Below are 24429 nucleotides of genomic sequence, written 5' to 3'. Positions count from 1 at the left end.
ACATTCTTTTTTTTAGACAATTAGTAGGTAAATAGTGTATTTTTCATATACCATTCTTTACCGGTGAGATAGGATTCTTTGACGCGATTGAGGGTAATTTCGAGGTTATTACCACTAGCATCCAGCCCTTTGAGTTTGATCTCTTCTGCTGTTGGTCGTTCGTACACCCATTTCAGCACATGCAGACTATCACCCTGCGCTTTTCCATACAGCGCTTTCAGTCCCACATCTAGTTTTTTATCTAGTTTTTTACGTTGTTCCTTGCTGAATTTCTGATTCTTATCGATCAGATAAAGTGCGTGTTCTGTCGAGTCTATTTCATAGTAGAGGTAGTTCTTCCCTCCGGCCCGGCCTGTAAACTCGTAAGTTTTGAGCACATCATTTAAAGCTGGGGTACCATTGCCAAGATCGATCGAATTGGCTTTATTGACCTTGTAGACCAAGGTTGAGTATCGTTCGAAAAAGGCCTCATGCCAGCGTACCGAATCGGCAGGTGAATAAGCCTGAGACTTTCCATTCAGCAGAAAACTCGAAACCTCATAATGTCCCGCAGCTTTTGCCAGTCCAGGAAGCACAGGCTCCTTTAGACGCCCTTCATCATAGAATCGCTCATAGCGATAAAAGCCGTAAACGAAAATAAAGAGGACCACAATGGTTGCCTTTAGGCCAAAATAAAATGGCTTATTCCACTTCCTGACAAACTTGGGCACATAGTAATAGGTGCTTACTGGTTCGCGCAGGATAAAAAGCTTCCAGATTGCAGGCAGATACTGCAGCAATAGAAAAAGGGAAAGCAATACAAAATATGAACTGTATACATGAACTGCGCCATCGTAGGCAATATTGGCGTGGGCAATGTTAAAGAGCACCCCAGCATTGATAATGGCTCCTATTACGACCGTGGGCCGAAAGAAGAGCAGGCTTCCCGCCGCTATCTCCAAAAAGCCTAAAAAGATCTCATATTTATAGGATACACCGACGATTTGCCAATACAACTTAAAGGGGGCATATTCACCGATATCGGTATTCAGATTGGCAAGGGATGGAAATGGCATCTGCATGGGAAAGAACTTGATAAATCCGAAGGCGATCAGCCCCAGTGCAATGCGGTAGCGTACCAATACCCGCAACCAATAGTACAGCGCATCATAGCGCTGCACCTTACTATTTCGGGCCAATATCGTCCAGATGGAAGCACCCAGCACCGCTATCAGGCCATTGAGCCACCAAGACGTATACGATGCGAAACCCCATTTGCCACTTTCGCTGTCTATTTCTATCCAACCCGTGCGCGACCCACCGGCGATCGTTGCCATCCAATCATATAATGATTCTGGTTTAAAAACTTTTTCGTACCATTCCCAATCCAGGGGTACCACCATCAGGATAAAGAAAATAAACGTAAATCTAAATCCTACTTTCTCCCAGTACTTCCAACCCCGCTCCTGCTGGCTGGTCGGAATGCTTTCCAAATATTGAATCGTTGCCATAAACTTAGTCTAAATTTGAATCGTTAATAAATACGGATTGGTTTTCTGCGGCCTTCATGCAACAGATATTTCTTGTTCACTTTCTCCAGCCGTACATGCAATGAGTCGCCCAACTGGTTGACTCCATCAAGTAAAATTGTCCGTTTGTCGGGTCTTTCGACAATAAAGGCAAACGTGTGGCCTTTACTCACTTTTCCGGTAAGTTTGATCGTGGTTGTGCGCTTATCAGTTCCCTGCTTGCTCGTATAGCCAAAGAATTCACGCCCACCATTGCCCAGGTATTCGTAGTTACGCTCGCGATTGAAGGCGATACGCGGTTTGAGGCTATCGACCTTTACAGAACGGTTTCCACGAATACTGAGCGTATTCCATTTTTCAAAAACCACATCTTTCCATCGCAATGTATCGCTCAACGAATACGGAATAGTATCGCCTTTCCAGACGAAGTCTTTTACATCGTATACGCCTGCTGCTCCTTCCAATCCCTTTTCATCGGGGAATGGGTAATCGGAATTCTTCTGGCTCAGGTAAGCCTGCACGCTAAATACAGCGATTAGCAGCAGGAACAAGGCCTGCAAATAAGGGCGAATCCCCGCAACGCTGCGGCCATAGACAGGCCAAAACCCATCGGGAATAGTTGCTGCCTTTTTAATCAAAAGCTGATAAAAACGGGGCCAGTCGTACGAGAAGATAACGACCGCAAGCAATAGTAAAAACGAACTATAGACCTGTTCACCGATCTCGTATACATAATTAACGATCACGACATTAAGCAATACGGCGATAAGTAATCCTGAACCGATGATTGCTGTACGGCGGTTCAGTAAAAAGAGTCCACCCACAATCTCTAGCGCACCAATTACCGGTAAATATCCCGCGGTTGCAATGCCGTTGGTCAGGTAATAGAGCTTCCAGAGCAAGAAATCACCGTATTCGGTATGCAGCTCGCTAATGGTCGGCTCGGGAAGTTGTATAGGGATGATTTTGACAAGACCTATAAAAGTAATGGCCAATGCTAAACGATAACGCAACAGCACGCGGAGCCAGTAAAACACACGATCGTCATCGGCCTGAAAAGTCTGCCTGATTTTACGGCCAAAGGCCCAAAATAGCAATAGCGCGAGAGCCAGAGCAATTGCCCAGTTGTAGTATCCGCGCACATCGCTACCTACGAAAGGGCTTTCGGCGATAAAAGAAGTGCGGTAAGTAGCCAATCCAAACCAGTTCTCCAATGAAAACAAGTCAGCAAATGAACTCCCCGTAAAAAGATTGGGGTCATACGGGATGCTGAGTATCAAAAAGAAGATCAGGCCGATGTATAAAATAGCTGAGCGATAGCGCTTAAAAAAATGAGAGTCTGCAAATGTTGTCATTTCAATCCGATTAAATAAAAAACAAATGATTCATCCGATCAATCCAAACCTGGATTTTGTTGTAGATTCGGGTCTATCGAAACCTGAGCGTACGGTATCGGCAGCAGTAGTCTATTCACGGAGGAAATATTGAGCACCTGTTGCGCGCGTCCTGTCCGCAGCAGATCATACCAGCGATGGTTTTCCAGGGCAAATTCAACGCGATTTTCATCTTCTACGGCCTGCAGGAGCGCTGCCGCTTCGAGACTTTGCAAGGGTTTGATGTTGGCGCGTGAGCGTATGGCATTTAAGTCGGCCAATGCAGCTGTCAGGTCGCCCGAGCCATTACGTTGCGCCAATGCTTCGGCGCGGATGAGGTAAAGCTCGGCCGTACGGATCAAAAAGACGGGGTCTGTTCGGTCTGTTCGGTAATACAGATTGCCGATCAGGATAATCGGATCTGTGGATGAAGAGGTCTTGGATACCAATGCCGTCCGATCCCCACCAACAGCTGGATCTACCAGCAGGTCGTAGATGGCCTGAGAAGGTCTGATCCAGGCAGTCCCCCCATTATTTCCCGACAACCATTGACTGGCCTGACCACTGGTATTGTTGATATCAAAGACCAATTCGAAGACCGATTCTTTGGTATTGGAGGTATTGTTGGCATAAAATGAGCGGTATGGGCTCACCAAACCATAATTGGTATTATCATCAATAATATACGAGGCATATTTTATGGCTTCAGACCAGTTTTTTTGATACAGGTAGAATCTTGCCAGCAGCGCTCGCGCAGTCTTCTTGGTCGCACGGATACGGTTGGTTTCATTGGGAAGCAGCTGTTCGGCCTTTTGTAGATCCTGCAATACCTGTGCATAGGTGTTAGTCAAAGAGCTCCTTTGGACTTGTGGCAGACTGCTCGCCGAAGTCGTTGGCTGCAGCACGATCTGTACCCCCCCCCAGGTTCTGGCCAGATCAAAATAGGCCAATGCACGCACGAAATAAGCCTCCCCAACAAGCTGGTTTCGATAGGCCTCAGTAAAAGTGGTCGTCAGCGCCAGGTTAGGTACTTTGGTGATCACATGGTTGGCCCTGTTGATAGTGGCATAAATCTGATTCCATGCCGTAGCAAGCACAGCGAGCTCAGATTTTACCGTATGATTGGTCAAGGTCTGATGGACAGTTTGACTACCGCGATAGACGATGTTGTCTGCCGAAAAGAATCCCAGCAGCTGAAAGCTATAGCCGTAGTAATCGTTGGACCGAAGTGCCGAGTAAATACCCCGCACGGCTGTTGCGGCAGAGCTCCCGTCAACGATGGTTACTTCATCAGACACTGAATTCTTGGGCTCGACCTCTAAAAACGAGCTGCAGCTACTGAGCTGAAAGACAAGAAGCGGATAAAGGAAATATATAATTTTTTTCATGAGCTTTACGGATTAAGGTTAACGTTTAAAGGGTTACATTGAGCCCAAGCTGAAACGTACGGGGCTGCGGTGGCGTTCCAAATGTGCCTATCCCTTGCGCATTTGGGTTGCTGGTGACATTCGATTCGGGATCGCCTGTATATTTGCTCCAGACAAAGAGGTTCGAGCCAACAAAATAGATCCGCGCAGCAGTCAATTTTGCCCGCTCGACCAGCTCTTTTGGTAATTTATAACCAAAAGACAGCTGTCTGAGCTTTAAAAACGAGGCATCTTCCAGATAGCGGCTATTGGCATCGATGGTATAGTTGAGCCCCTCCGAAGTCAGTCGTGGCACATCGGTGATATCACCAGGCTGTTGCCATCTGTTTAGCACATTTTGAAATACGCCACCGCTGCTCGGGTTACGCTCCCTGAAGTAGCGGTTGAGGTTAACGGCATAATTGCCATATTGGAAACTAAAGTCTACACCCAGATCAAAGTTTTTATAGGTAAAGGTATTGCCTATACCTCCATAAAATTTGGGATAAGCATTCCGAAATACCTTACGTGCGGAAGTAGGCAAAGAACCATCGCTCAGCTGTCCTTCAAACACGGCTTTTCCGGTCTGTGGATCGACCGAAAGTTGTTCATAAAGCCAGAATGAGTTGAGCGAATAACCTTCTTTCAAGATAACCCAATCGCGGGTATACTGGGTAATCTGCGTGGGCAGTTTCTCTATTTTATTCGTATTTCCCGAAATGTTGAAGCTTGTATTCCAGGCAAAGTCTTTTGTTTTCACGTTGAGTGAATTGATCAACACTTCATAGCCTTTATTGCTGATCTCGCCCACATTGGCCCAGTATTTTGAAAAACCTGAACTGCCGACAATAGGTCGTTCGAGGAGTAGATCGGAGGTATATTTATGATAAAGATCTACTGTAATGGACAGGCGGTTTTTGAATAGCGCCACATCCAGCCCAAGATCTGCCTGCGCTGTTTTCTCCCAGCGCAAATTTTCGTTCCCCAACTGGAAAGGACCTGTACTTGGCAACACCTTGCCATAGCTGTCGGCATATTTTTCATTGCCCGACCAAAGACCTCTGGCGGCGAAATTGCTGATTCCGGCCTGATTGCCGGTCAATCCATAGGAAGCCCTAATTTTCAGGTCGTTTAACCAGGTTTGATCTGCCAGAAAGGCTTCTTGGCTAATCCGCCAGCCCGCCGAAAAAGCTGGGAAATAGCCCCATCGGTTGTTGGCACCGAACTTGGACGAGCCATCTGCCCGCAGCGTTGCCTCCGCAAAATAACGGTCTGCATAGCTATAGCCTACTCTTCCAAAAAAGGATGCAATCGTATATTTAGTCCAATTGTCGGATGCAATGATATTGGCTGCCGATGAGATCTGTTTAAAGGAATCATTCGCGAAACCATTCCCCTCCAGGTATTTGTAATCAAGTATGTTGCTCTGCAAGGTATTTCCCAAAATAGCATTCAGGCTATGCTTGCCGAAGGTATTTTGGTACGTCAGGGTTTGTTCGTTGATCCAGGTAGCATTTCTCGATATTCCCGAGGTCGCCTGATTGTTATTCGCAATGCCTATACTGGTTTTACTGTTCCAGTATTGTGATTCATCGTATAGGTTATAGTCGGCACTAAAACTGGATTTGAATTTCAGTCCTTTCACTAGATCGATTTCCGCAAAGGCACTTCCAACATAACGCAGACTTGTGGTGTTGACATCGTAGTTGTCCACCAGTGTATAGGTATTATCGGTACCATTGAGTGATCCATCGGTATTGAATATAGGGACATTCGTTGCCGAAGAAACGGCGGAATTGAAAAGACTTACCTGAGGGCCATCACCTGTACGCGCCTGATTGCGGTAGGTTCTGGAAAAATTATTTGTCAGGCCGATTCTGACACGGCTACTGATCTGATGGTCGAAATTAAACTTGAGATTGGTACGCGAGAAATCAATGACCTTTATAAAAGCTTCCTGCCCTGTGTAGCCAGCGCCGATATAAAATCTCGATTTGTCGCCGCCCCCCTGTATACCGATGTTATAATCCTGCAGCTTCCCATGACGCAACAGGAAACCAAGACGATCATAGGTAGGCTGATCTTCGGGATTTCCTTTCCCACCTTCCGAAACTGGACGATAAAGCCTGTTGGCGAAAGTCTGTTTCAATGCCGGATTGTCCAATCCGGAGTTTATCCACCACTCGTTGGCGAGGGTCGCCGTTTCGGGACCTGTAGCCAATTTTGGCAACAAGGATTTATTGGCTTCGGCCCAGCCCCCCTGCAGGTTGAGGTCAATTTTGGTACGGCTACCGTAACTTCCTTTTTTTGTGGTAATGATGATCACACCATTGGCACCCCGGGAACCATAGATCGCGGTTGCTGAAGCATCCTTCAGCACTTCAATCGACTCGATATCTGCTGGGTTGATATCCGTGAGCGGTGAACTGGTCCGTCCACCAAGCCCGATATTTTGGAGCGAAGTATTATTTAAGAATACGCCATCAATAATATATAAGGGATCGCTACTGGAGTTGATGGATGTCGTTCCGCGAACCCGCAGGAAAATACTTTCGCCGGGGACACCCGAGTTGGTAGAAACCTGCACACCGGAAAGCTTGCCCTGCAACTGGGCATCAAAACTTGCTACCGGAATTTTGTTGACTTCGGCAGCGTCAATCTTGGCAACTGCTCCCGTCAGATTTCTTCGCTTTTGTACACCGTAGCCTACGACGACCACTTCATCCAGATCAGAAACGCTAGGTTGAAGCAAGATCTGAATCTGCGCCTCCCGTGCAGTAATCTTTCGACCTTTGTATCCCAAAAATGAAGTTGAGAATGTCAACGGAAGTCGTTGCCCGGTGACAAACTGAAATCTTCCCGACGCATCGGTCTTTACTTGATGAGTAACACCTTCGAGCTTTATGGTAACGCCTTCAATAGGTCGATTGGTAATCGAATCCAATACAACACCTTTTAAAGTTGCGTTAATAAGTGGCTCAGATTGCTGCGAAAATGCAGGCAATAGTAAACCATGTGACAAAAAAATCGTCACGGCGTACTTCCATACGCTATTTTTCATAGGTAAAATTTTAACAGTGAATATTTACAAGTGCCAACGCCAATTGATTACTTGTCAGAAAAGCTGCTTTTATGGAAAGAGATCCTTTCCACTAGACTTAGCTACACATTCGCCTATTGAAATCAGAACAAAAGGATTTACAGTTGCGCAGACTTGCGCTCGATTGGGAAGGGTTAAGATAAAATGTGCAGTTCATAAATAATGAATTAAGTTAAACATTGTAATCATTACGTGCGGAAGATATGGCTTGTAAGAAAGGCAAGCTTATCTCCTAGGTTGATAAAACAAATATAGTAAACATAAAATAAAATCTACAATATTAGTAGACTTTATTTTCAACTATCTTTTCTCCCAGCAAAAATTGAGTAAATTGGTAAAGAAAAGCTAACGGAAATATGTACATTTGAGTGCAGTCAATTACCGATCAGATCATGCAGCTATTTCCTCCAGAAATTTTATCGCCCTACATCAAGCACTATCTTTTTTTGGAAAGTGATGGTGATCAGCATAAAAAACTGCGGTTATTTTCCGATGGCAACACTGGAATGGTATTTCTTCTCAATGAGGGACAGCTGTCCATCAACGAAAGTCAGCAGCTCCCCGCTTCATTTTTGTATGGTCAGATCAGTCATTTCCAAGATCTCGCCCTGCTGACACAGACTTCATTTGTTATTATTGTCTTCCAACCCGATGGGCTCTATAAGTTACTCGGTATCCCTGCCCACGTACTAAAAGATCAAATTATTGTTACGCAAGATGTATTTGCACAGTCCGTTATCAGGCTATATGACAGCCTGATGCGTGCGAAGTCCTCAACTGAAAAACTACATGCATTAAATACCTTCTTTTATGCATATGCCGTCCGGCAGAAGTATCCAAATCAGGGACCACTCCCTCCAGTTCTGCAACATATCACAGCGCAAAGGGGATTGATTACCGTAGGACAAATTGTGCAATACAGCGGTTACACCGAACGGCATATGGAAAGAATATTTGCGGAACAGGTTGGAATGAGCCAAAAAAAATTTGGCAATATTGTCCAATTCCACTCCTTTTTGAAATTGCTACGCAGCAAATCAGCTGAAACGAGCTTAACAACGATCAGCCACGAAAGTGGATATTTTGATCAGTCCCACCTCATCAGGGCATTTAAAAAATATACCGGCATCACACCTTCGGAATATTTAAATAGTACAAATCGGCTCGCAATCAACTTTATGGAATTTAAAAACGCATCTACTGAGATGTCGGGTTTATACAATTTCAGCTAAGGCCCAGCGTGTAGCGTTGTCTATAGATCAATTAAAGAAATATGGACAACTTAAAAATTGCTACGGCACAATTTGAGCACAAGAGTGCGAACAAGGCTTATAACCTAGCCATTATCGAACGACTTGCGCAAGAGGCCGCCGCACAGGGTGCTGAGGTACTTGCATTTCACGAATGCTCCGTAAAAAAATTGTGTGCAACACTTGAGGCTGACCCGCAGACGATTTGTTTTGAACCGGGAGCTCCAGATGAAAAGGAAGCCGATCAGCTTCAGAAAGTACCAGCTACGGAATCAACCGACAACGCCAGCATCAGGCGTGACGCTAGCAGGGCAATTAAATATATTAATTTCAGTTCGCTCACGGTATTATTGCTTCCTTTTTCCAACCTGATATCAACAGCTGTTTTTTTCTTCATCTTCAAAAAGAAACTAAATCATGCAATCAATCGGGTGACAGCTTTAAAAATTCTTAGCTTTCAGATCATATGGTCAATAGCAACCATCCTACTCATGATCGCGGTACCGCTTTTTATCTTTTTGTTTCCGACTATACCCGCCTCCATGCTCGACATCCCCACTTTTATATGGGTATATTGGTTTATGCTTTCTTTTCAGCTTATCACCACCTTGGTCATCTCATTTCATCTCAATAAAACGGACAATCCGATCCAATTTATACCCAATATACTTTAATATTACCGCTGACGTAAAAATGGCGTAAGAATGGCACCGCTACCGACACAAAGCAACAGACTGAACCATAGTATATTTACTGAAAAATATAACGATGAGAAAATTACTTTTTAATCTAGTTCTCCTGAGTATTGCCGTTTACCAGCCCAGCTATGCGCAAACGGGCATAAGCGATTCCATCCGCCAGCAATTGGAGATCGGCATCACGGGATTTAAAGAGCGGTACCATGCGCCTAGTGTTGTTCTGGCAGTCGTACACCGAGACTCCATTATTTTTTCGGGTTCAGACGGTTTTACAGATCTGGATCAGAAAATCCCGGCAACCATTGATTCCAAATATCAGATCCAGTCGGTAAGTAAAATGTTTACAGCAACTATGCTTATGCAACTCCGAGAAAAAGGCATGTTGCAGCTGGACGATGATGTCCGAAAATATGTCCTTGAATTGCGGGACTGACCTTTGATGGCCCTACCGAGGCTGCTTCCTTACTGGAGTTCGCTACCCATACTTCGGGGCTTCCGCGCAACTCACCTTCAGAATTTAACCTGTTCCGCAACGCCGAGAAACTACTGGTTGAGCAGAAAGAAGTGGCCACCCTAAATTCATCGGATAAGGCTTCTTTTCTAAACGCACTCGGAAAAATCAAAAAAGAGTATCCAGCGTTTGACTACCTCCCTACAGATCAGCGTCATTACTCCAATCTGGGCTATAGTTTATTGGGGCTAGCGCTGGAAAAAGCGGCAAAAACGAGCTACGAGAATTATATAAAATCTGCGATTTGCGAACCCTTAGGGCTTTCCAATACCGGTGTTGCAACCCTGAGCAGCAAAGAGAATACGATTGCCATAGGTTACCGGTACGCTGCTACACAACAGGCTTTTATTCGAACGCCCGAGTTCCATGCCAATGCCATGGCCCCAGCATCGGGTATGTACGCTACGGCCAGAGATCTCGCAAAATTTATCAGTGCGCATTTGACGTACAATAATTCCCTGCTCCCCGCCAGATCCATTCGAATGATGCAATCGTTCGGAATCGGGTGGCAACGGGATTATCCCTATCTACGGCATGAGGGAGCCATGTTGGGGTTCCGCTGTGAAATCGTCATTCATCCCAAGCTTGAGATCGGATGGGTGATTCTGACAAACACAAGCGATTTTGAATTCAACAGGTTTGACGCCTATATTGCTAAGCTTGTGCTACCGGCATTTACCGAAGCCCCAATAACCGATCTGGCCCAATATATCGGAAATTATTCCCTGGTGGGCGGTGCGGCGTCTTTTCGGATATATCAGGAAGATGGAAAATTATATACGACTTATCTCGCCGACCGCTTTCCCCATACCGCCCTCCAATTTTCAGGCAGCAACACGATGGTCCTCACCGATCAAACGGGCAGATCCGTCCGTTTCGAATTTATTCCCGATAAAAAAAGAAAGACTTTACTGTTAAACCTCAATCAATTGTTATGGAAAAAAGACTGAGTTGCTTCCCTTAGAGGTTATCATATGTAGTATATCGCCTGCAATAACACCTGACGATTTCACACAAATTTAACCGTATAAAAATACAGTATAAATAAACTTTGTTTAGTATTATAAAACTTATGTATATTTATGACCGACAATGGTGGCATCAAAAAGGGGCACGGTGGCACGAGCATGAACGAAATGCAGATCCCATTTGGCATTATGGGCAAAAAAATCAAAAACCTAGGCAGCACCAACGCTTTCTTCAATAGCAATAGAAATACCTCGTGGATCTTGGCCCGCCTATTTGGATTAAAGAATCTACCAAAATCCTGGTCGGGAACTGCTCCTACCGAGATCTTCAAGTAAATTTGAAAATCCGGTCAAAAACACTCAGCCAGCTTACTACTATTGCTGTTCTCGCTAGCAGCTTGTAATAAAGAAGGCTATAACTATGACCGCTATTATATGGGAAAGGAGATTGTCTATACAGGTCCTGTATCTAATTTTATTTCAAATCCGGGTAATCAACGCGTACAGCTCACTTGGAGACCTAGTCCTGGCCGCAGTATTGTAAAATACATAATCCATTACAATAGCAGGCGAGATTCACTTGTAATCCCTGCAAATAATGAAATGGCCAAAGATACCGTCAAGGTAATCTTGTCCAATCTTGGTGAATATATCCAGGATTTCACATTGTACACGATGGATGGAGCCGGAAATAAATCGATAGGCCAGACATTGACAGCAGTAAAAGTATATGGTCCCCTATATGTGAGCTCACTGCGGAATAGAAGATTTACGACAAGTAGTTTAAATTTGACAAATTTAACCCTCAACTTTGCCGCAAACACCGATACAATCAATGTAGATACCAAACTTAGTGATACAAATAACCTCGGTGTAAGAGTAAATCTGTCTTTGCATCCTGATTCGCTGAAGATCGTATTACCAAATTGGAAAACAGGTGAGAAAGTACTTTTGAAGTCTTCATTTATACCTGTCAAGAATGCAATTGATGTATTTACAGCGTCTTATACAGACACACTTCTTATCAACTAAGTTCTCTTTTTTAACTTAAAAATCCGCATGGTAAGTCTAGGCGGATTTTTAAAACCGATCGCCATGCGATTAATTTAACAGATGAAGCACATATTAGGCTCAGATAAAAGGAAGCATCTATTAAGCTTAAATATTTTTATTATCTTTACACGAAAATTGCCTTATTAAGGCAGTTAAGGTGGTTTTATTCATATTAACCGTTAAATTCACGCTATTGAGGATGAAAGTCTATTGGTATTACATTTCACTTATACTCATTATATTTTTTAAAAGCACTGACTTACTAAATGCACAGTCTATCACCCAAATACAAGCCATAAAAAATCCATTGCAGCAGATAGAAGCCGTGTTAAACCTTCCAAGCCACTTTAATCGCGACACCACTTTATTGAAAAAGGAATTAGAGCCCATAAAAACATTAGCCAAACAGCACAACAGTATTCCCCTAGAATGGGCATATTATATGCTCATGGCAGATGGTTATTCCGTTGCTTTCGACCATACAAATGCTCTTTCTGACCAATATTACAAATACGCCAGAAACTTAATCGAAGCGCATCCAAACCCAGAACTGGAGATGATCGGGAATATACGACAGGGCTATTATAATTTCGTATACCGCAAGGTCATCGATGCTTTCCCTTATTTCTTACGAGCCAATGATCTAAATGCCAGAATAGATAGAAAAAAAATACCATTGCCCGTAAAACACTATCAATTTATGGCGAGCTTTTTTAATCATATCGGCGACCAGAAAAAAGCTGTAAACTATCTTCATGAAGCTTTGCCTTTTGCAAGACCTGCTTCAAGAGCACGGATTGATCTACTCAATTCAATAGCTGTCTACCTATCGGTAGACAATCCTGTTCCTGAAGCGCTTAAATACCTAAAACAGGCCATGGCCGAAGCTCAACAAGCAAAAGATTCTGTGTGGATTGGAATTATATCCGGCAACATGGCGGATTATAGTTGGGAAGCAGGAGATAAAAAAAAAGCAATCGAACTGGTCAAACAAAATATTGACCTCTCATTACGGTATCACGAGCCCAATGATGCCATGCGGGCAAATCTAATTTTAGCAAGCTGGTATATTGACCAGCAGGAATGGCAACTTGCAAAAAAACATATAGAGGCGAGTGAACATCTTATGGAAGACAAACCCTACTTTCTGAAATATAAGATGGATGCAGCCAAATCATTAGCTGCGATTTCGCATGGATTAGGACAGCAGAGCAAACAACTTCACTATTTAAACCGCTATATATTGTTGAGAGATTCATTGGAGAAAAGAACAAATATCAAAGAGTTGCAGAAAATCATCTGGGAGAGTGAACAGGAAAAATATAACCGCGCCTTGCTGTCCGAAGCAGAGAAAAGACAAAAAGTAAAAAGTACTTATCAATTTATGAGTCTTCTACTTGTCTTAATTTTTGCTATCGTTATTCTATTAATCAATAGGTCGAGGGCAAACATCAAAATACGTAACGCAAATCTTGAAAGGGAACAACTCCAACTTAACCACAAGAAGCAGCTTGTCGATCAAGAACTCCTCATATTAAAAAACTCGCTCAGCGAATTTACGGATACTGTCAGGCAAAATGACATCACGATTCAACAGCTGCGTGAGGAATTAAAAAAGGAAGAGAATCAAAATCCAACCTATATTGCCGAAGTAAAAGCGAACCTCAATGCCTTAATGGAAACACATATTATGACAGACGACCGATGGGCAAGGTTTAGGCATACGTTTGACCAGGTATACCCTGACTATTTACAACAGATGAAAGATGAACATGCAAAAATTACCGAAAACGACCTCCGTATATTAGCCTTACAGAAGCTTGAGCTGAGTAATGCGAGTATGAGTGAGCTTCTTTGCATCTCTATAGAGGGTATAAAAAAAGCGAAACAGCGCCTTAAAAAAAAATTGGGGGCCACTTATTCTTCCTGATAAAAAAGAAAATGGGCCGATTATCCTATTAATCAGCCCAAATGGAAAAATACAATTTAAAGAGTAGGTCCAAGTTTAATCTGCCGTACCTGTACGGCTAACGGTATCCCAATCTTTAATGGTTACATTGCCCAATACGACGCCTGTTTTATGCACTGTAATCGTATAAGTATATTCTTTGCCAGGCTCGAATTGTTCGTTCGCCTGACTTGCCCAAGCATAGGTATCGTTACCTATCTCAAAGGTGAAGCGCACAGCTCCGGCCGTTGCGTAGGTAGCCGGAAGCACAATAGCTTCATAGGCTGATCCGCTAGCTTTTACAAAGGGGCTTATATCTGCAGGGCCACTTGCTGCTCCCAGTGTCCCTGTGCTCAGGTCAATGCTCGACATGGTTTGCATACCCTTTATCTTAACTCCCATCGCGGACCAATCAGCGTTGGAAGCATCCAGACCAGTTCCTGCAGTAGGTTTGATAACCACTTTACTGAGCTTATGGTCAAAAACGAGTGGAACCTGAGTTCCGGAGCTTTTATTGAATCCATTCACGCCATTTGTTGCTTTGCTCCAAAGAAAATCAATTTTGCTCAGGTCATTTTGCGAGGAAACATCGATTGGCTGCACTGTCGACAAAGAAGCTGTGGGTACAAAAGGATAATACGCTACAAAATCCACTTTGCTGTCCGAAACAGGGTAATAAATCCCCTGTCCCGTTGCTGGAGCAAATAGAGTCCCATTAAAGTTGTACTGGCGATTGCTGCTATTTTCGCTTATGGTCGTGGTCCCATGATTAACCATAAAAATACCGATCTGATCGCCCGAAGCCCATACTGTACTCGCCCCCGAAGGGTTACTTGTTGCTTTAAGCTGACTAATTTGTCCACTGAAATTGATCACCTCATGTTCCACATCAGGTGTATCATTTTTGGCGCAGGCCCCGAGTAACAGGACTGCTGCCGAAAAGGCTGTTAACAATTGTGTTTTCATATTTAATTTTCACTTTTTAATTTATTAGTTATGACAGTGTGATTTACGGCAATACGCTATGGTCTTAAGACAAGCTTATTTTATCTATACTTTATTATACGAAATCCGATAAGGTAGGTCGAAGAAGAAACCAACGATTGTATTTTAGCCGCTGAGCGCGCATAAATCAAACCATTATTAAAGTTCCCCCCGCGCGCAAAGCGGTTAGTTGATGTAGCATCCGGAATGGATGGATCTACAACAGCTGTTTCCATTGTCGTTGCAGTAGACGGATAGGGACCATTGCTGAGACACCATTCCGCTACATTGCCATAGGTATCATACAATCCCCATCTATTGGGTTTCAAGGTACCAACAGCGGCACTTTTTAGCCCCGTCCCTTGCAGGTTAGTCCAAGCATAACTGTTAATTTGGGCAGGGTCATCGCCAAAAAACCAGCGATCTTCCGTACCCGCACGGCAGGCGTACTCCCATTGCGCTTCCGTAGGCAACGCACCTCCTGCCCAGGCTGCATAAGCTTTGGCTCCCTCAAAAAATACAACCGCCATAGGCACATTTTCACTACCTGGTAATGCTTTCCATTTTCCATCTATGTAATGAGGCTGACTTACTAGATTTTGAAATACGGAAAAAGCGAGTACCATATTTCCATCGAGCGGGACATGTACAGAAAGTCCCCCTCCAACGATATTCATCGCATTTAGAAAATCAGCATACTCGGCAACGGTAACCTCATACCTGCTCATATAGAAACCTTTGGTCAATTTTACCCAATGCCGTGGCTTTTCATTCGCATCTGCATAGGGGTCAGTAGCTGGGCTACCCATTTGAAAAGTACCTGCAGGAATCCATACCGCTCGCCAGAGATTTTTGAGTTGAGGCACGTCTATCCGATGTGAGGTGCCCCCTAAAAGCTGTAAAGAGCTCTTCTGCTGCTGGATATAGGATTGACCCGATTGACTCAGAAATAAGCTCCGCTTCCCAGCCTCAAGCATCTGAGCTGGCAAAAGTGCACGATAGGTAAACTTCGTTTCATAATCGGTATCATCGGGCTGCTCCACGCGATACATACGTACACTACTCTGCTGCCCGGATAGCGGGGTGAAAGTGCCGCTCGCTAGCGCCAAATGCCCATCACAAATAATATTCGTCAGGTTAACGACCATATCAACATCCGGACTAGAGGCTTTCGACGTTCCTGCTTCAAGCTCTACCTGTACCAAACTCAACAGATGTTTAAAATCAAGCTGCACCGTAGCGCCCAAGTTGATGGCTTCGGCTTTTGCAAACATCAGGTCACTCTGTTGAAAATCCGACCATATAGTTTGATCTTTCTTGACCGAGAAACTGATTGAAGCAGGATTTGTCAGCCCCGCACGATAAGGGTAATAAGCGTAAAAATCAAAACTGGTACCTGCTGGCCAATTGACGGCACCCATCCATTTAGTACCGTTAAAAGACAATTTGGCATTAGCGATCAGGCTATTTCCAGCAGTTAATGGTTGACCCGCTGGCACAACAAAGATGCCTATCGTATCGCCAGCGCTAAAACTTGCGGTAAAATCGCTCGCAGACACTGGGGGAGTTAATGCCATATTACCGTTCGATTTACTGGACTGCAAAGTGGCTTTTGTCACATTTTTTTGATTATCATCAACTTTCGTGTTATTGATGATTCCAATCTGAAACGCCATATTCCCACGCCCCGAATTAGGATCTATGACAGCCAAATCTAATTTCTCCTGACAGGACATCAGCATAAAACAACACAGAAAAAATTGAAACAAATATTTTCTACTTAAAACTGTTATGAGGTTACTATACATAATTCGGTGCTATGTTGTATAAATTAAGGGTTAATAACAATGCGAAAACCTAGCATGTTACTGAAATAAGAAGCTTCTCTCAATGAACGGTAGGCAGCTCTCGTCTGAGTTGCTGTAAAACTCGCCATGTCATAACTTCCTCCTCGAAACGCATGATTCGCTTCTGCCTCGTTGGCCGGTCCCGGTCCAAGGAGTGCATCCGTTTGATTTTGTGCGCCAGGCGGGTAATCACCCGCAGAAAAACAATATTCTGCCACCAAACCATGCATATCATATAGCCCCCAAGGATTAGGCAACTTACTTCCAACGTCAAACTGTGAACTACCTTGATTATACCAAGCATAATTGGCCAACTGATTCTCATCATCACCAAAAGACCATCGCGTTGCTGTCCCCGAACGACAGGCATACTCCCATTGTGCCTCAGTAGGCAAGGTACCTCCAGCCCATTTCGCATAAGCCAAAGCCCCGTCAAACGTAAGTAACATCATAGGATAATGTTCAAAACCAGTCGGGGGAACCCATTTCGTCCCATTGTAGCGAGGTACATTATACTGATTATTAGCGACAAATCCCCTGACCCAATTCCCATTGAGCGGCACATTAGCAATATATCCGCTGGAAGGCATGGTTACATTGCTCGCATTAATAAAATCACAGTAATCTTGAATTGTAACCAGATATTTGCTCATGTAAAATCCTTTTTCAAAACGCACCCAGTGTTGTGGCTTTTCATTGGCACTGGCATCTGTATCGGTATTGGGGCTTCCCATCAGAAAACTACCTTCGGGTATCCACACCAGGTCAGCAGCAACCGGCTCGGTCTCCGTAACCTGACCTATTGTTTGCCAATCGGTAATAGCTGCACGTTGCACTTCTATCTCTTTATTCTTAACGGTAATGGTATAATTATATTCCTTTCCTTGCTCAAATGCATCAGTTACCGGAAAAGTATAATGCATCTGTTGCGTTCCAAGTTGAATGGTTAACACCCGACCACCCGTTCCGGTATGAGGTAGCAGGATAGCCGAACGATTAGTTCCCACATGAATTGTGCCCGAGGCATTCGCATTGTGCAGGACTGCAGTCGCCAAATTGAAGGTAGCGTCGGAAGAAAAGCCTGCGAGAGAAATCTGCGCTGATGAGAGTACGACAGGAGAAACCCCCAAACCAGCAGTCAAGTTAAAGTTGATCTTGGAAAGTATATGCTTAAAATTGAGATCCACCTCCTCCTTGCTCTTCACAATTCCAATACTACTATTGCTATAAAGTAGATCTAGGCTCCTTAAATCATGTTGATCCAAAAGATCTATGGAAAGTGTATTACCAGTTACTTGGCGATAGGGCGCATAAGCCACAATATCAACCTGCCCTGTAGTTGGATAATAAATCGGTTGGCCCGATAAAAAGAAAGCGGCTCCACCAGCACTATAGGTATATTTACGATTGTATTCCATGCCCAAGGACAGATTGCTTTGTCCACTCGCCATCATAAATAATCCCATCTCGTCACCATCGGCCCATACACTTGAATTACTCAGACCAGCATGGGCAGCTCGAACCCCTATTTTAAGTGAAATATCACTCATCTCCAGCGGTAAATTATCCGACTGCTTACAACTTAATAAGCTAAATACAGCAAGCAAAAAATATACTATTTTATACATCCTTTTCATATTTCAACATCATTTTCCAGCAAGGTACCCCCTAATTTCCATCGCCCTGACATGCAGCACACATCGCATTCCCCAAGTGTTGCGAACAATTTAATCTTAAGGCATAAGATCCAAAATGGCATTTAACTACAAGTCCAAAATTAGCTTAAAACCATCCTAACATCACAATTATAGGGGTGGACAGAAGGTAGACAATCCCTATACAGTGTCAATACAGTCTATCTCAGATAGTGAAAACCAAGTACATTATAATTGATTCACAACCTTTTCAAACAAACAAGGTCTTCCTGCTTAGGAAGACCTTGTTTGTTTGAAAAAAATGTGAGTCCGCTAATTATTTACAGGGATTCTGTAAACACCCCTTATCGCCGCCTTACCATCGGTGGTTAAGCCAGCCGAGGCCACAGCCGTTGCGCCATCAATTTTATAAACGGTAGACTTACCAGCACTACCCTCGGTATAATATACTTAACATAGTGCTCATTTGGTACAGATTAGCGATCCGGATTTAGTTGTTTTAGCTATAAAAGAATTACTTCCAGCAACAATTAAGTAAATTTCTTAATCAATATGTACCTGTTACTATTTACCAACTCGCAACCTGTTGCATAAACACAAAATATCTCCCCCCAAACCTTATCGCGAGATAAAAAATACAGGTATAAGAAAACAGGAAGAGCATCATGCTAAAGATCCGATTTTTTTTTATCTTTAATTAAATAACCTAAGCATGCTTACCACAATCCCAAAACCTAAAAAACCTTTAAAAGAGCAAAAAATACATCTTTTTTCCAGATTTCTACTCATCCTATTATGTATAGTCTGTTCGATCAGTAGTGCACAAGAAAGGGCCGAAAAAGCAATTGTACAAGGAAAGATTATACATTATGATCCTTTGATCCCCTTGAATATAACCCTGAATCGGCTGGGACTTTCTGCGATCACCATTTACCCCAAGGTCAACGATAAAGGTGATTTTTACGCGGAGGTGGATTTATATATACCTACGCAGGTTTGGCTAGGCTATCGGACGAATTTTAGCATTGTACTTCATCCCCAAGACAGTCTTTGGGTCTCTTTTGATGGTAATTCTGACCAAAGAAGTTCCCTTTTGCGCACAGTCAAATTTGCCGGGACTTCCGCCGTCACCAATACCCAGATCGCACAATTCCAAAATCTTTATTTTGCTAGTGAACTCTACGACCAAAATAAGAATTTTTATGCCGTAAAAAATTACGATCCCGTACAGTATATGCGATTCAACGACACCGTACGCCAAAAAAGCAAAGCGTTGTATGACGAGTTTGTCCATACCTATAGCCCAAATGCTGAAAGTAAAAATTGGGCTCTTTTTGAGACAGAAACTCCTTATTACGATAACATCCAGTTTTATTCCATAGATCACAAAAGAGCCAATAATCTAGTCCCCATGGATACCACCTTTGTTATCCCCATAGGATTTTACGACAAGTTGGCAAAGCGTCTTCCACTCGAAAAAAACCATTTAATGAACACAAATGCGGTATCTACATTTTCCTCATTTTATGATTATTATATTAACGAAAGACGGAGATTTGAGGAAACGAGCGACGCAAATTGGGGAATTACACCAAGTGGGGAACGGTTTGCGTCCACTACTATTGCTGACTCACTACAATTGCACGGGATAGTTAATTATGTGAGCGATCCGCTCTTACGCGAAATCATGCTGAGCCATCACTTTTCAAAAAGTTTTCGAAAACAGGATTTCAAAACCTACGAAAAATTTATTACAATTGTCACCCGACATATTACTTCCCCCTTTCTGCGGGATCCACTGCAGCAGGAATACCTTGCTACAAAAGCCCGAGTCGAGCATCCTGAACTCAATAGCCGTGCTATTCTAAAGGATATGCAATCCTCTCCGATCCAAGAGATCATGGAAGATATCTTACAAAGCAACAAAGGTAAAGTAATCTACGTCGATTTTTGGGCGACCTGGTGTGCCCCCTGCTTGAGTGAATTTCCCAACTCCAAACGAATAGAAGCCGATTTTCAGAACAAAAACGTTTCGTTTGTATACCTCTGTCTTGATTCAGATCAGGACAAGTACAAGGCAACGGTTAGTAGCTATGATCTGGGCGGACAGCATTATTTCCTATCAGCCAAACAGAGCGGCTCCATTCGAGACCTATTCAAGGTCAGCGGCATACCATTTTACCTTTTGATAGACCGAGACGGCACAATTCTAGAAACGGGAAACCACCTGCGACCACTAACCGCAAAAGATAAAATCAATACGTTGTTCCAATAGCGGCAGATTCCGAGAACAAATAATACGCCTGCTATTGGCCCAAAAGTTCCAGGGCCTTGATTATTTTACGATCCTTTTCCAGCACTGTGAGGTTGTCGTCTCCCACGACTTCAAAATCAGGCGAAATATAGGATTTATAAACTTTTAAATTCCTGTCCACCACATAATCTGTTGACAAGTTAATGCCCGCATGATCATTTATTTTAAACCCCTGCACCGCGGTTGTATAATTTGCGGTCTTTTCCCCTACAATAAACGTATTTTTTCGTCCAATAAAGGATATGGCAGTCATTTCACCCGCGCTTGCCGTATAGCAGCTGGTCAAAATAACCAATGGAACATCATTTGCAATCGGATAGATCAACGCTGATTTTCTGTCCAGCATATTTCCATCTATCAGCAACTTTCCCGCCTTAATTTCCCAGTCGCCTGTAGATTGATTACCAGCGTCCCTAAAACCTCCAAAGTGTACATTGTTTCCGATAAACTCTTTCAGTCCGAGTAATATCGGATACATATTTCCTCCGGTATTTAATCTCAGGTCTATAATCCAGCCTTTAATTTCTGCTGAATTGATCCCATTGATATGGGTCACAATATCATCAGCGATACTATCAACTTTTTTAAACGCAAAATCACTGTTTCCAACTATTCGGAGATATCCTATTTTATGATCAATCACCTCACTAAACGTACTCTTCTCCGTGTTAAGCCTATTTTTCAGATAAACATTGGTCATCACATTAGGATTATTCCATCCGTAGGTTTTTCCTTTGTATTTAAGACCGCCATGATAATCGTTGAGCTGCCTAAATACGGCTTCATATAATGTTGCGGCTTCATCAATCGCGTTTAAATTTTGGGCTTTATTGTATAGTTCACGTTTAATAACCTCAAGATTTTCTTTATGAATTGAATTGGCCGATATAAGTTCAATCGATTTATCAACAAATGATTTTACACTGTCATTTTTAAACGTTTGCGAAAACGCATATCTCGAAGAAAATAAAAGTATTAACAATAAAAACAATCTGGTCATCTTGGAATTTTTGTAGCAATAAACTTCCTTATACTCATCATATAACCCAAATGCAGGCCTTCATGAAAGTTGTTCCATTCGAAGGCATCCGTTATTGAAGTGAGATGGAAGCCCGTACCCGTAGTGCGTTGCTGATAGGTCACAAACTTTTTGTTGTTAAAATCACGGATGGTCGGTTCAATCTGTTCGAGGAGCAATCTTTTCAGCAGATCAGCTTCCTGCTGCGATACCGCTGCTGAAGGCTTTGTTCCGGATTGGTAGCTGTTGAAGATTTTCTCAGGGATATGTCCTTCTACCTCAGATCCGATATAGATTAATTTATGCTGTGTGGCAATGATGTGCCCGATATTCCAGATCAGGTTGTTGCTGAAGCCATCAGGAATGCGATTGAGCTGTTCCAAAGAATAGTTTTCAAAGAATTTGAGGTAAGCCATTCGGCTCGTTTTCCATGCGCGAAAAAGTGATTCCATGTCCTGTTAACTGTCTGTGTTTTGTACGCAAAAATAAGCTGAATCTTTAAAACTGTCAAAGCTTATTTACGGCAATCGGATGCTATACATCAATTTCTTCCAATGGCACCTGCAGACGCTGATTCTTTTTTTATTGAACTTTTTGATTTGAGTATTGTTCAATTTGAAAGGAAATGGTTCAATTCTTAAAAAAGAAAGTATGAAAGCACAAATCGGACTCGTTATCACGGCAGTTGCCGGAGCAGCACTGCTCATTTACAGACGCTGGAAACAGCGTTCTGTACACGAATCAACAGAACAAACAGATCGCAAAGAGACGGGCAATCTAACGAACCCACCTTCTTGGTACCGCCCCCTTAACATGCCCGAAATCGACAGCATGGATATTGTATCGTTGCAATATGCCCCCGTCAGGGTATCGCCCGACAGAAATAATGCGGTGCAAGGGATCAACAAACACATTTCGTATTACCATAAAGGCAATAGACATCAATAAGGCAGTGATACGGAAATATTTGCAGTATAAGCGATTTCTACAGCTAAAAAAGTGCCCAAGCTCAGTATACAGCGCTTAACCGCGACAATAAATGCCCGCAGTTCCGCGTTCCAGTTACATCGGTTCAGTCAGATCAAAAATAGGTGTCCTGCTATCTTTTGCACTGATTTATATTTTCTTATATTTTCAGCAGGGATTTATACGGGTTTTGAATTTAGACATGCCAAAATCCGCTTCAATTTCAAAATTATCGACTAAATTGGGACACCTTAATTAATATGGGAGTTTAAAATATATGAAAAAAAATGCTTCCTGCATCAACAATTCAACGCAACGTACTGAAAACAAGAACAATGATTTAGATCTTTATCTAAAAGCATTGAATTCTGCCTATTCGGGTATTATAATTACAGACAATCTGCAATATGATAATCCCATCATTTATTGCAATAAAGCTTTTGAAACCATCAGTGGTTATGCCCACGATGAAATTATTGGCCACAATTGCCGATTTTTACAGGCTCAGGACCGTTCGCAAGCCGAACGTAAGATTATCAAAGAAGCAATTGAACGCGGCGAAGAATGTAAAATTGAAATTCGAAATTATCGTAAGGATGGAACTTTTTTTTTGGAATGAACTTTTTATTTCACCCGTGAAGAATGAAGAAGGTCAGGTAACTCATTTTATTGGTGTTCAAAATGATATCAGTGATCGAAAAAAAGCGGAGCATGATCTTCGTGAAGAGAAGTCCCATGTGGAGCTCAAAATACAGCAAAGAACCAAGGAGCTACAAGATAAAGAAAGCTTTCTGTCCAGTATTATTGAAACAGTACGAGAAAGTCTCTTGGTACTCGATGCCAAATATATCGTCCTGAGCGCCAATAGGCATTTTTTAAACTCATTTAAAGTCACCACAGAAGAAACGGTAGGAAATTTATTATTTGACCTCGGCAATCAGCAATGGGATATTTCTTCTTTAAAAGAGATGCTCACTCGGATATTGCCCACCAATAACCCGGTTATCGATTATGAGGTAGATCATATCTTTCCTCATATCGGTCGAAAAGTGATGCTGCTAAATGCTTATCGTATTGAATTCGAGGGCCAGTACAAAGACCGGATCCTGATTGCCATCGAAGATATTACAGAAAAGAAGGAGCAGGATCGGCGTAAAGATGATTTCCTGTCGATTGCGAGCCACGAACTTAAGACTCCGCTCACAACAATTAAGGGTCTCTTCCAGATCTTACAGCGATTGAGTGCCGAAAACACCGATCCGAAGTATGTCTCAACTTTAGATAAAATCACGGTTTATATCGATCGCTTGAACTTGCTAATAGCAAAACTCTTAGATACGTCTAAAATTCAATCTGGAAATCTTGAGCTGCACATGGAGCCTTTTGAGATCGATAAGACCATCCAAGACGCCGTCGAAAGCATGCGATTGGCGGCACCTGATTCTGACATCCACCTTATAGGAAATACAGGTAGTATCGTCGAGGGCGACGAGCTCCAGATTATCCAAGTGCTGAACAATCTGCTCTCCAATGCTATTAAATATTCACCCGAATCGAAAAAAGTTGAGGTTAGTATCCACAAAGTAGCCAACTTTGTTAAAATCTCTGTACGTGATTATGGCATGGGCATAAGCTACCAGGATAGACTAAAAATTTTCGAGCGATTTTTCCGTGTCAGCCATATACAGAAAAAGTTTCCGGGTTTAGGCATTGGGCTCTATGTTTCGCATGAGATTATCTTACACCACAAAGGAACACTGTGGGTCGAAAGCGAGCCAGGAGAAGGATCCACATTTAATTTCACATTACCCACTGTAAACAACAAATAAA

Annotated in this window: 20 protein-coding genes; 11 read left to right on the top strand and 9 right to left on the bottom strand. The window is 42.9% G+C overall.

Features of this window, described 5'->3' with window-relative positions; genetic code table 11:
- Positions 1-20: 20 nt before the first annotated feature.
- Genes CBM24_RS11815 through CBM24_RS11800 form a run of 4 tightly spaced genes read right to left on the bottom strand, consistent with a single transcriptional unit; the run spans position 21 to position 7348 of the window.
- On the bottom strand, positions 21-1490 hold the full coding sequence (locus CBM24_RS11815) for a hypothetical protein (protein WP_088161393.1): 1470 nt from the start codon (positions 1488-1490) through the stop codon (positions 21-23).
- Between the two features lie 23 nt (positions 1491-1513).
- Positions 1514-2863: a beta-carotene 15,15'-monooxygenase gene (locus CBM24_RS11810; protein WP_088161392.1), complete on the bottom strand. Its 1350-nt coding sequence runs from the start codon at positions 2861-2863 to the stop codon at positions 1514-1516.
- A 38-nt stretch (positions 2864-2901) separates the two neighbouring features.
- The gene (locus CBM24_RS11805) at positions 2902-4269 is read right to left on the bottom strand and encodes a RagB/SusD family nutrient uptake outer membrane protein (RefSeq protein WP_088161391.1); all 1368 of its coding nucleotides are present in this window, start codon (positions 4267-4269) and stop codon (positions 2902-2904) included.
- A gap of 25 nt (positions 4270-4294) precedes the next feature.
- Positions 4295-7348, bottom strand: coding sequence for a SusC/RagA family TonB-linked outer membrane protein (locus CBM24_RS11800; protein ID WP_088161390.1), 3054 nt, complete (start codon positions 7346-7348; stop codon positions 4295-4297).
- 407 nt (positions 7349-7755) lie between these two features.
- On the opposite strand from CBM24_RS11800, the gene CBM24_RS11795 reads away from it, so the two are divergent.
- From CBM24_RS11795 to CBM24_RS11765, 7 genes are all read left to right on the top strand, one after another.
- Positions 7756-8619 carry a helix-turn-helix transcriptional regulator gene (locus CBM24_RS11795; protein WP_232475769.1) on the top strand — a complete coding sequence of 288 codons (864 nt, stop codon included), beginning with the start codon at positions 7756-7758 and terminating at the stop codon, positions 8617-8619.
- A 41-nt stretch (positions 8620-8660) separates the two neighbouring features.
- A complete protein-coding gene (locus CBM24_RS27725; RefSeq protein ID WP_088161388.1) occupies positions 8661-9311 on the top strand; it encodes a hypothetical protein in 651 nt (216 codons plus the stop codon).
- Between the two features lie 94 nt (positions 9312-9405).
- Complete coding sequence (locus CBM24_RS27915; protein ID WP_088161387.1) at positions 9406-9768, top strand: serine hydrolase domain-containing protein; 363 nt, start codon at positions 9406-9408, stop codon at positions 9766-9768.
- Positions 9756-10796 (top strand): serine hydrolase domain-containing protein, encoded by a 1041-nt coding sequence (locus CBM24_RS11780; RefSeq protein ID WP_088161386.1) that lies wholly within the window; start codon positions 9756-9758, stop codon positions 10794-10796. Before CBM24_RS27915 ends, CBM24_RS11780 begins: the two co-directional genes overlap by 13 nt.
- Before the next feature lie 132 nt (positions 10797-10928).
- Positions 10929-11150 carry a hypothetical protein gene (locus CBM24_RS11775; protein ID WP_088161385.1) on the top strand — a complete coding sequence of 74 codons (222 nt, stop codon included), beginning with the start codon at positions 10929-10931 and terminating at the stop codon, positions 11148-11150.
- Positions 11151-11192: 42 nt separating this feature from the next.
- Positions 11193-11846 (top strand): DUF4998 domain-containing protein, encoded by a 654-nt coding sequence (locus CBM24_RS11770; protein WP_262507997.1) that lies wholly within the window; start codon positions 11193-11195, stop codon positions 11844-11846.
- Between the two features lie 220 nt (positions 11847-12066).
- Positions 12067-13797, top strand: a complete 1731-nt coding sequence (locus CBM24_RS11765; protein WP_088161383.1) for a tetratricopeptide repeat protein — start codon at positions 12067-12069, stop codon at positions 13795-13797.
- A gap of 75 nt (positions 13798-13872) precedes the next feature.
- On the opposite strand, the gene CBM24_RS11760 is transcribed toward CBM24_RS11765, so the two are convergent.
- The 3 genes from CBM24_RS11760 to CBM24_RS11750 form a co-directional block, all read right to left on the bottom strand.
- Positions 13873-14781 carry a fimbrillin family protein gene (locus CBM24_RS11760; protein ID WP_088161382.1) on the bottom strand — a complete coding sequence of 303 codons (909 nt, stop codon included), beginning with the start codon at positions 14779-14781 and terminating at the stop codon, positions 13873-13875.
- Positions 14782-14861: 80 nt separating this feature from the next.
- Positions 14862-16568, bottom strand: coding sequence for an SUMF1/EgtB/PvdO family nonheme iron enzyme (locus tag CBM24_RS11755; protein WP_198386101.1), 1707 nt, complete (start codon positions 16566-16568; stop codon positions 14862-14864).
- A gap of 62 nt (positions 16569-16630) precedes the next feature.
- Positions 16631-18274: a fimbrillin family protein gene (locus CBM24_RS11750; protein ID WP_198386100.1), complete on the bottom strand. Its 1644-nt coding sequence runs from the start codon at positions 18272-18274 to the stop codon at positions 16631-16633.
- Positions 18275-19013: 739 nt separating this feature from the next.
- On the opposite strand from CBM24_RS11750, the gene CBM24_RS11745 reads away from it, so the two are divergent.
- A complete protein-coding gene (locus tag CBM24_RS11745; RefSeq protein WP_088161379.1) occupies positions 19014-20576 on the top strand; it encodes a TlpA family protein disulfide reductase in 1563 nt (520 codons plus the stop codon).
- A 31-nt stretch (positions 20577-20607) separates the two neighbouring features.
- Here the strand turns inward: CBM24_RS11745 and CBM24_RS11740 are convergent, their stop codons facing one another.
- Together CBM24_RS11740 and CBM24_RS11735 are read right to left on the bottom strand one after the other, a co-directional pair.
- The gene (locus CBM24_RS11740; RefSeq protein ID WP_088161378.1) at positions 20608-21615 is read right to left on the bottom strand and encodes a S41 family peptidase; all 1008 of its coding nucleotides are present in this window, start codon (positions 21613-21615) and stop codon (positions 20608-20610) included.
- Complete coding sequence (locus CBM24_RS11735; protein WP_070566524.1) at positions 21612-22085, bottom strand: DinB family protein; 474 nt, start codon at positions 22083-22085, stop codon at positions 21612-21614. The genes CBM24_RS11740 and CBM24_RS11735 overlap by 4 nt, the downstream gene beginning before the upstream one ends.
- A 199-nt stretch (positions 22086-22284) precedes the next feature.
- On the opposite strand from CBM24_RS11735, the gene CBM24_RS11730 reads away from it, so the two are divergent.
- The 3 genes from CBM24_RS11730 to CBM24_RS11720 all read left to right on the top strand — a co-directional run bounded on the left by CBM24_RS11730 (position 22285) and on the right by CBM24_RS11720 (position 24428).
- Positions 22285-22581 (top strand): hypothetical protein, encoded by a 297-nt coding sequence (locus CBM24_RS11730; RefSeq protein WP_139145001.1) that lies wholly within the window; start codon positions 22285-22287, stop codon positions 22579-22581.
- 295 nt (positions 22582-22876) lie between these two features.
- On the top strand, positions 22877-23218 hold the full coding sequence (locus tag CBM24_RS11725; protein WP_088161377.1) for a PAS domain-containing protein: 342 nt from the start codon (positions 22877-22879) through the stop codon (positions 23216-23218).
- Positions 23196-24428 carry a sensor histidine kinase gene (locus CBM24_RS11720; protein WP_088161376.1) on the top strand — a complete coding sequence of 411 codons (1233 nt, stop codon included), beginning with the start codon at positions 23196-23198 and terminating at the stop codon, positions 24426-24428. Before CBM24_RS11725 ends, CBM24_RS11720 begins: the two co-directional genes overlap by 23 nt.
- The last annotated feature ends 1 nt before the right edge of the window (position 24429 follow it).

Origin of the sequence: Sphingobacterium sp. G1-14 (genome assembly GCF_002196555.1) — a bacterium.
Taxonomy (GTDB): Bacteria; Bacteroidota; Bacteroidia; order Sphingobacteriales; family Sphingobacteriaceae; genus Sphingobacterium; species Sphingobacterium siyangense.
Note: the sequence above shows the minus strand (reverse complement) of the source record. Positions and strands in the feature narration are given on the sequence as shown.

Bases quoted from the DNA above. Each gene is read 5' to 3' on its own strand.
- CBM24_RS11815 (WP_088161393.1), bottom strand. From the start codon at position 1,490: ATGGCAACGATTCAATATTTGGAAAGCATTCCGACCAGCCAGCAGGAG.
- CBM24_RS11810 (WP_088161392.1), bottom strand. From the start codon at position 2,863: ATGACAACATTTGCAGACTCTCATTTTTTTAAGCGCTATCGCTCAGCT.
- CBM24_RS11805 (WP_088161391.1), bottom strand. From the start codon at position 4,269: ATGAAAAAAATTATATATTTCCTTTATCCGCTTCTTGTCTTTCAGCTC.
- CBM24_RS11800 (WP_088161390.1), bottom strand. From the start codon at position 7,348: ATGAAAAATAGCGTATGGAAGTACGCCGTGACGATTTTTTTGTCACAT.
- CBM24_RS27725 (WP_088161388.1), top strand. From the start codon at position 8,661: ATGGACAACTTAAAAATTGCTACGGCACAATTTGAGCACAAGAGTGCG.
- CBM24_RS27915 (WP_088161387.1), top strand. From the start codon at position 9,406: ATGAGAAAATTACTTTTTAATCTAGTTCTCCTGAGTATTGCCGTTTAC.
- CBM24_RS11775 (WP_088161385.1), top strand. From the start codon at position 10,929: ATGACCGACAATGGTGGCATCAAAAAGGGGCACGGTGGCACGAGCATG.
- CBM24_RS11765 (WP_088161383.1), top strand. From the start codon at position 12,067: ATGAAAGTCTATTGGTATTACATTTCACTTATACTCATTATATTTTTT.
- CBM24_RS11760 (WP_088161382.1), bottom strand. From the start codon at position 14,781: ATGAAAACACAATTGTTAACAGCCTTTTCGGCAGCAGTCCTGTTACTC.
- CBM24_RS11750 (WP_198386100.1), bottom strand. From the start codon at position 18,274: ATGTATAAAATAGTATATTTTTTGCTTGCTGTATTTAGCTTATTAAGT.
- CBM24_RS11745 (WP_088161379.1), top strand. From the start codon at position 19,014: ATGCTTACCACAATCCCAAAACCTAAAAAACCTTTAAAAGAGCAAAAA.
- CBM24_RS11740 (WP_088161378.1), bottom strand. From the start codon at position 21,615: ATGACCAGATTGTTTTTATTGTTAATACTTTTATTTTCTTCGAGATAT.
- CBM24_RS11735 (WP_070566524.1), bottom strand. From the start codon at position 22,085: ATGGAATCACTTTTTCGCGCATGGAAAACGAGCCGAATGGCTTACCTC.
- CBM24_RS11730 (WP_139145001.1), top strand. From the start codon at position 22,285: ATGAAAGCACAAATCGGACTCGTTATCACGGCAGTTGCCGGAGCAGCA.
- CBM24_RS11725 (WP_088161377.1), top strand. From the start codon at position 22,877: ATGAAAAAAAATGCTTCCTGCATCAACAATTCAACGCAACGTACTGAA.
- CBM24_RS11720 (WP_088161376.1), top strand. From the start codon at position 23,196: ATGGAACTTTTTTTTTGGAATGAACTTTTTATTTCACCCGTGAAGAAT.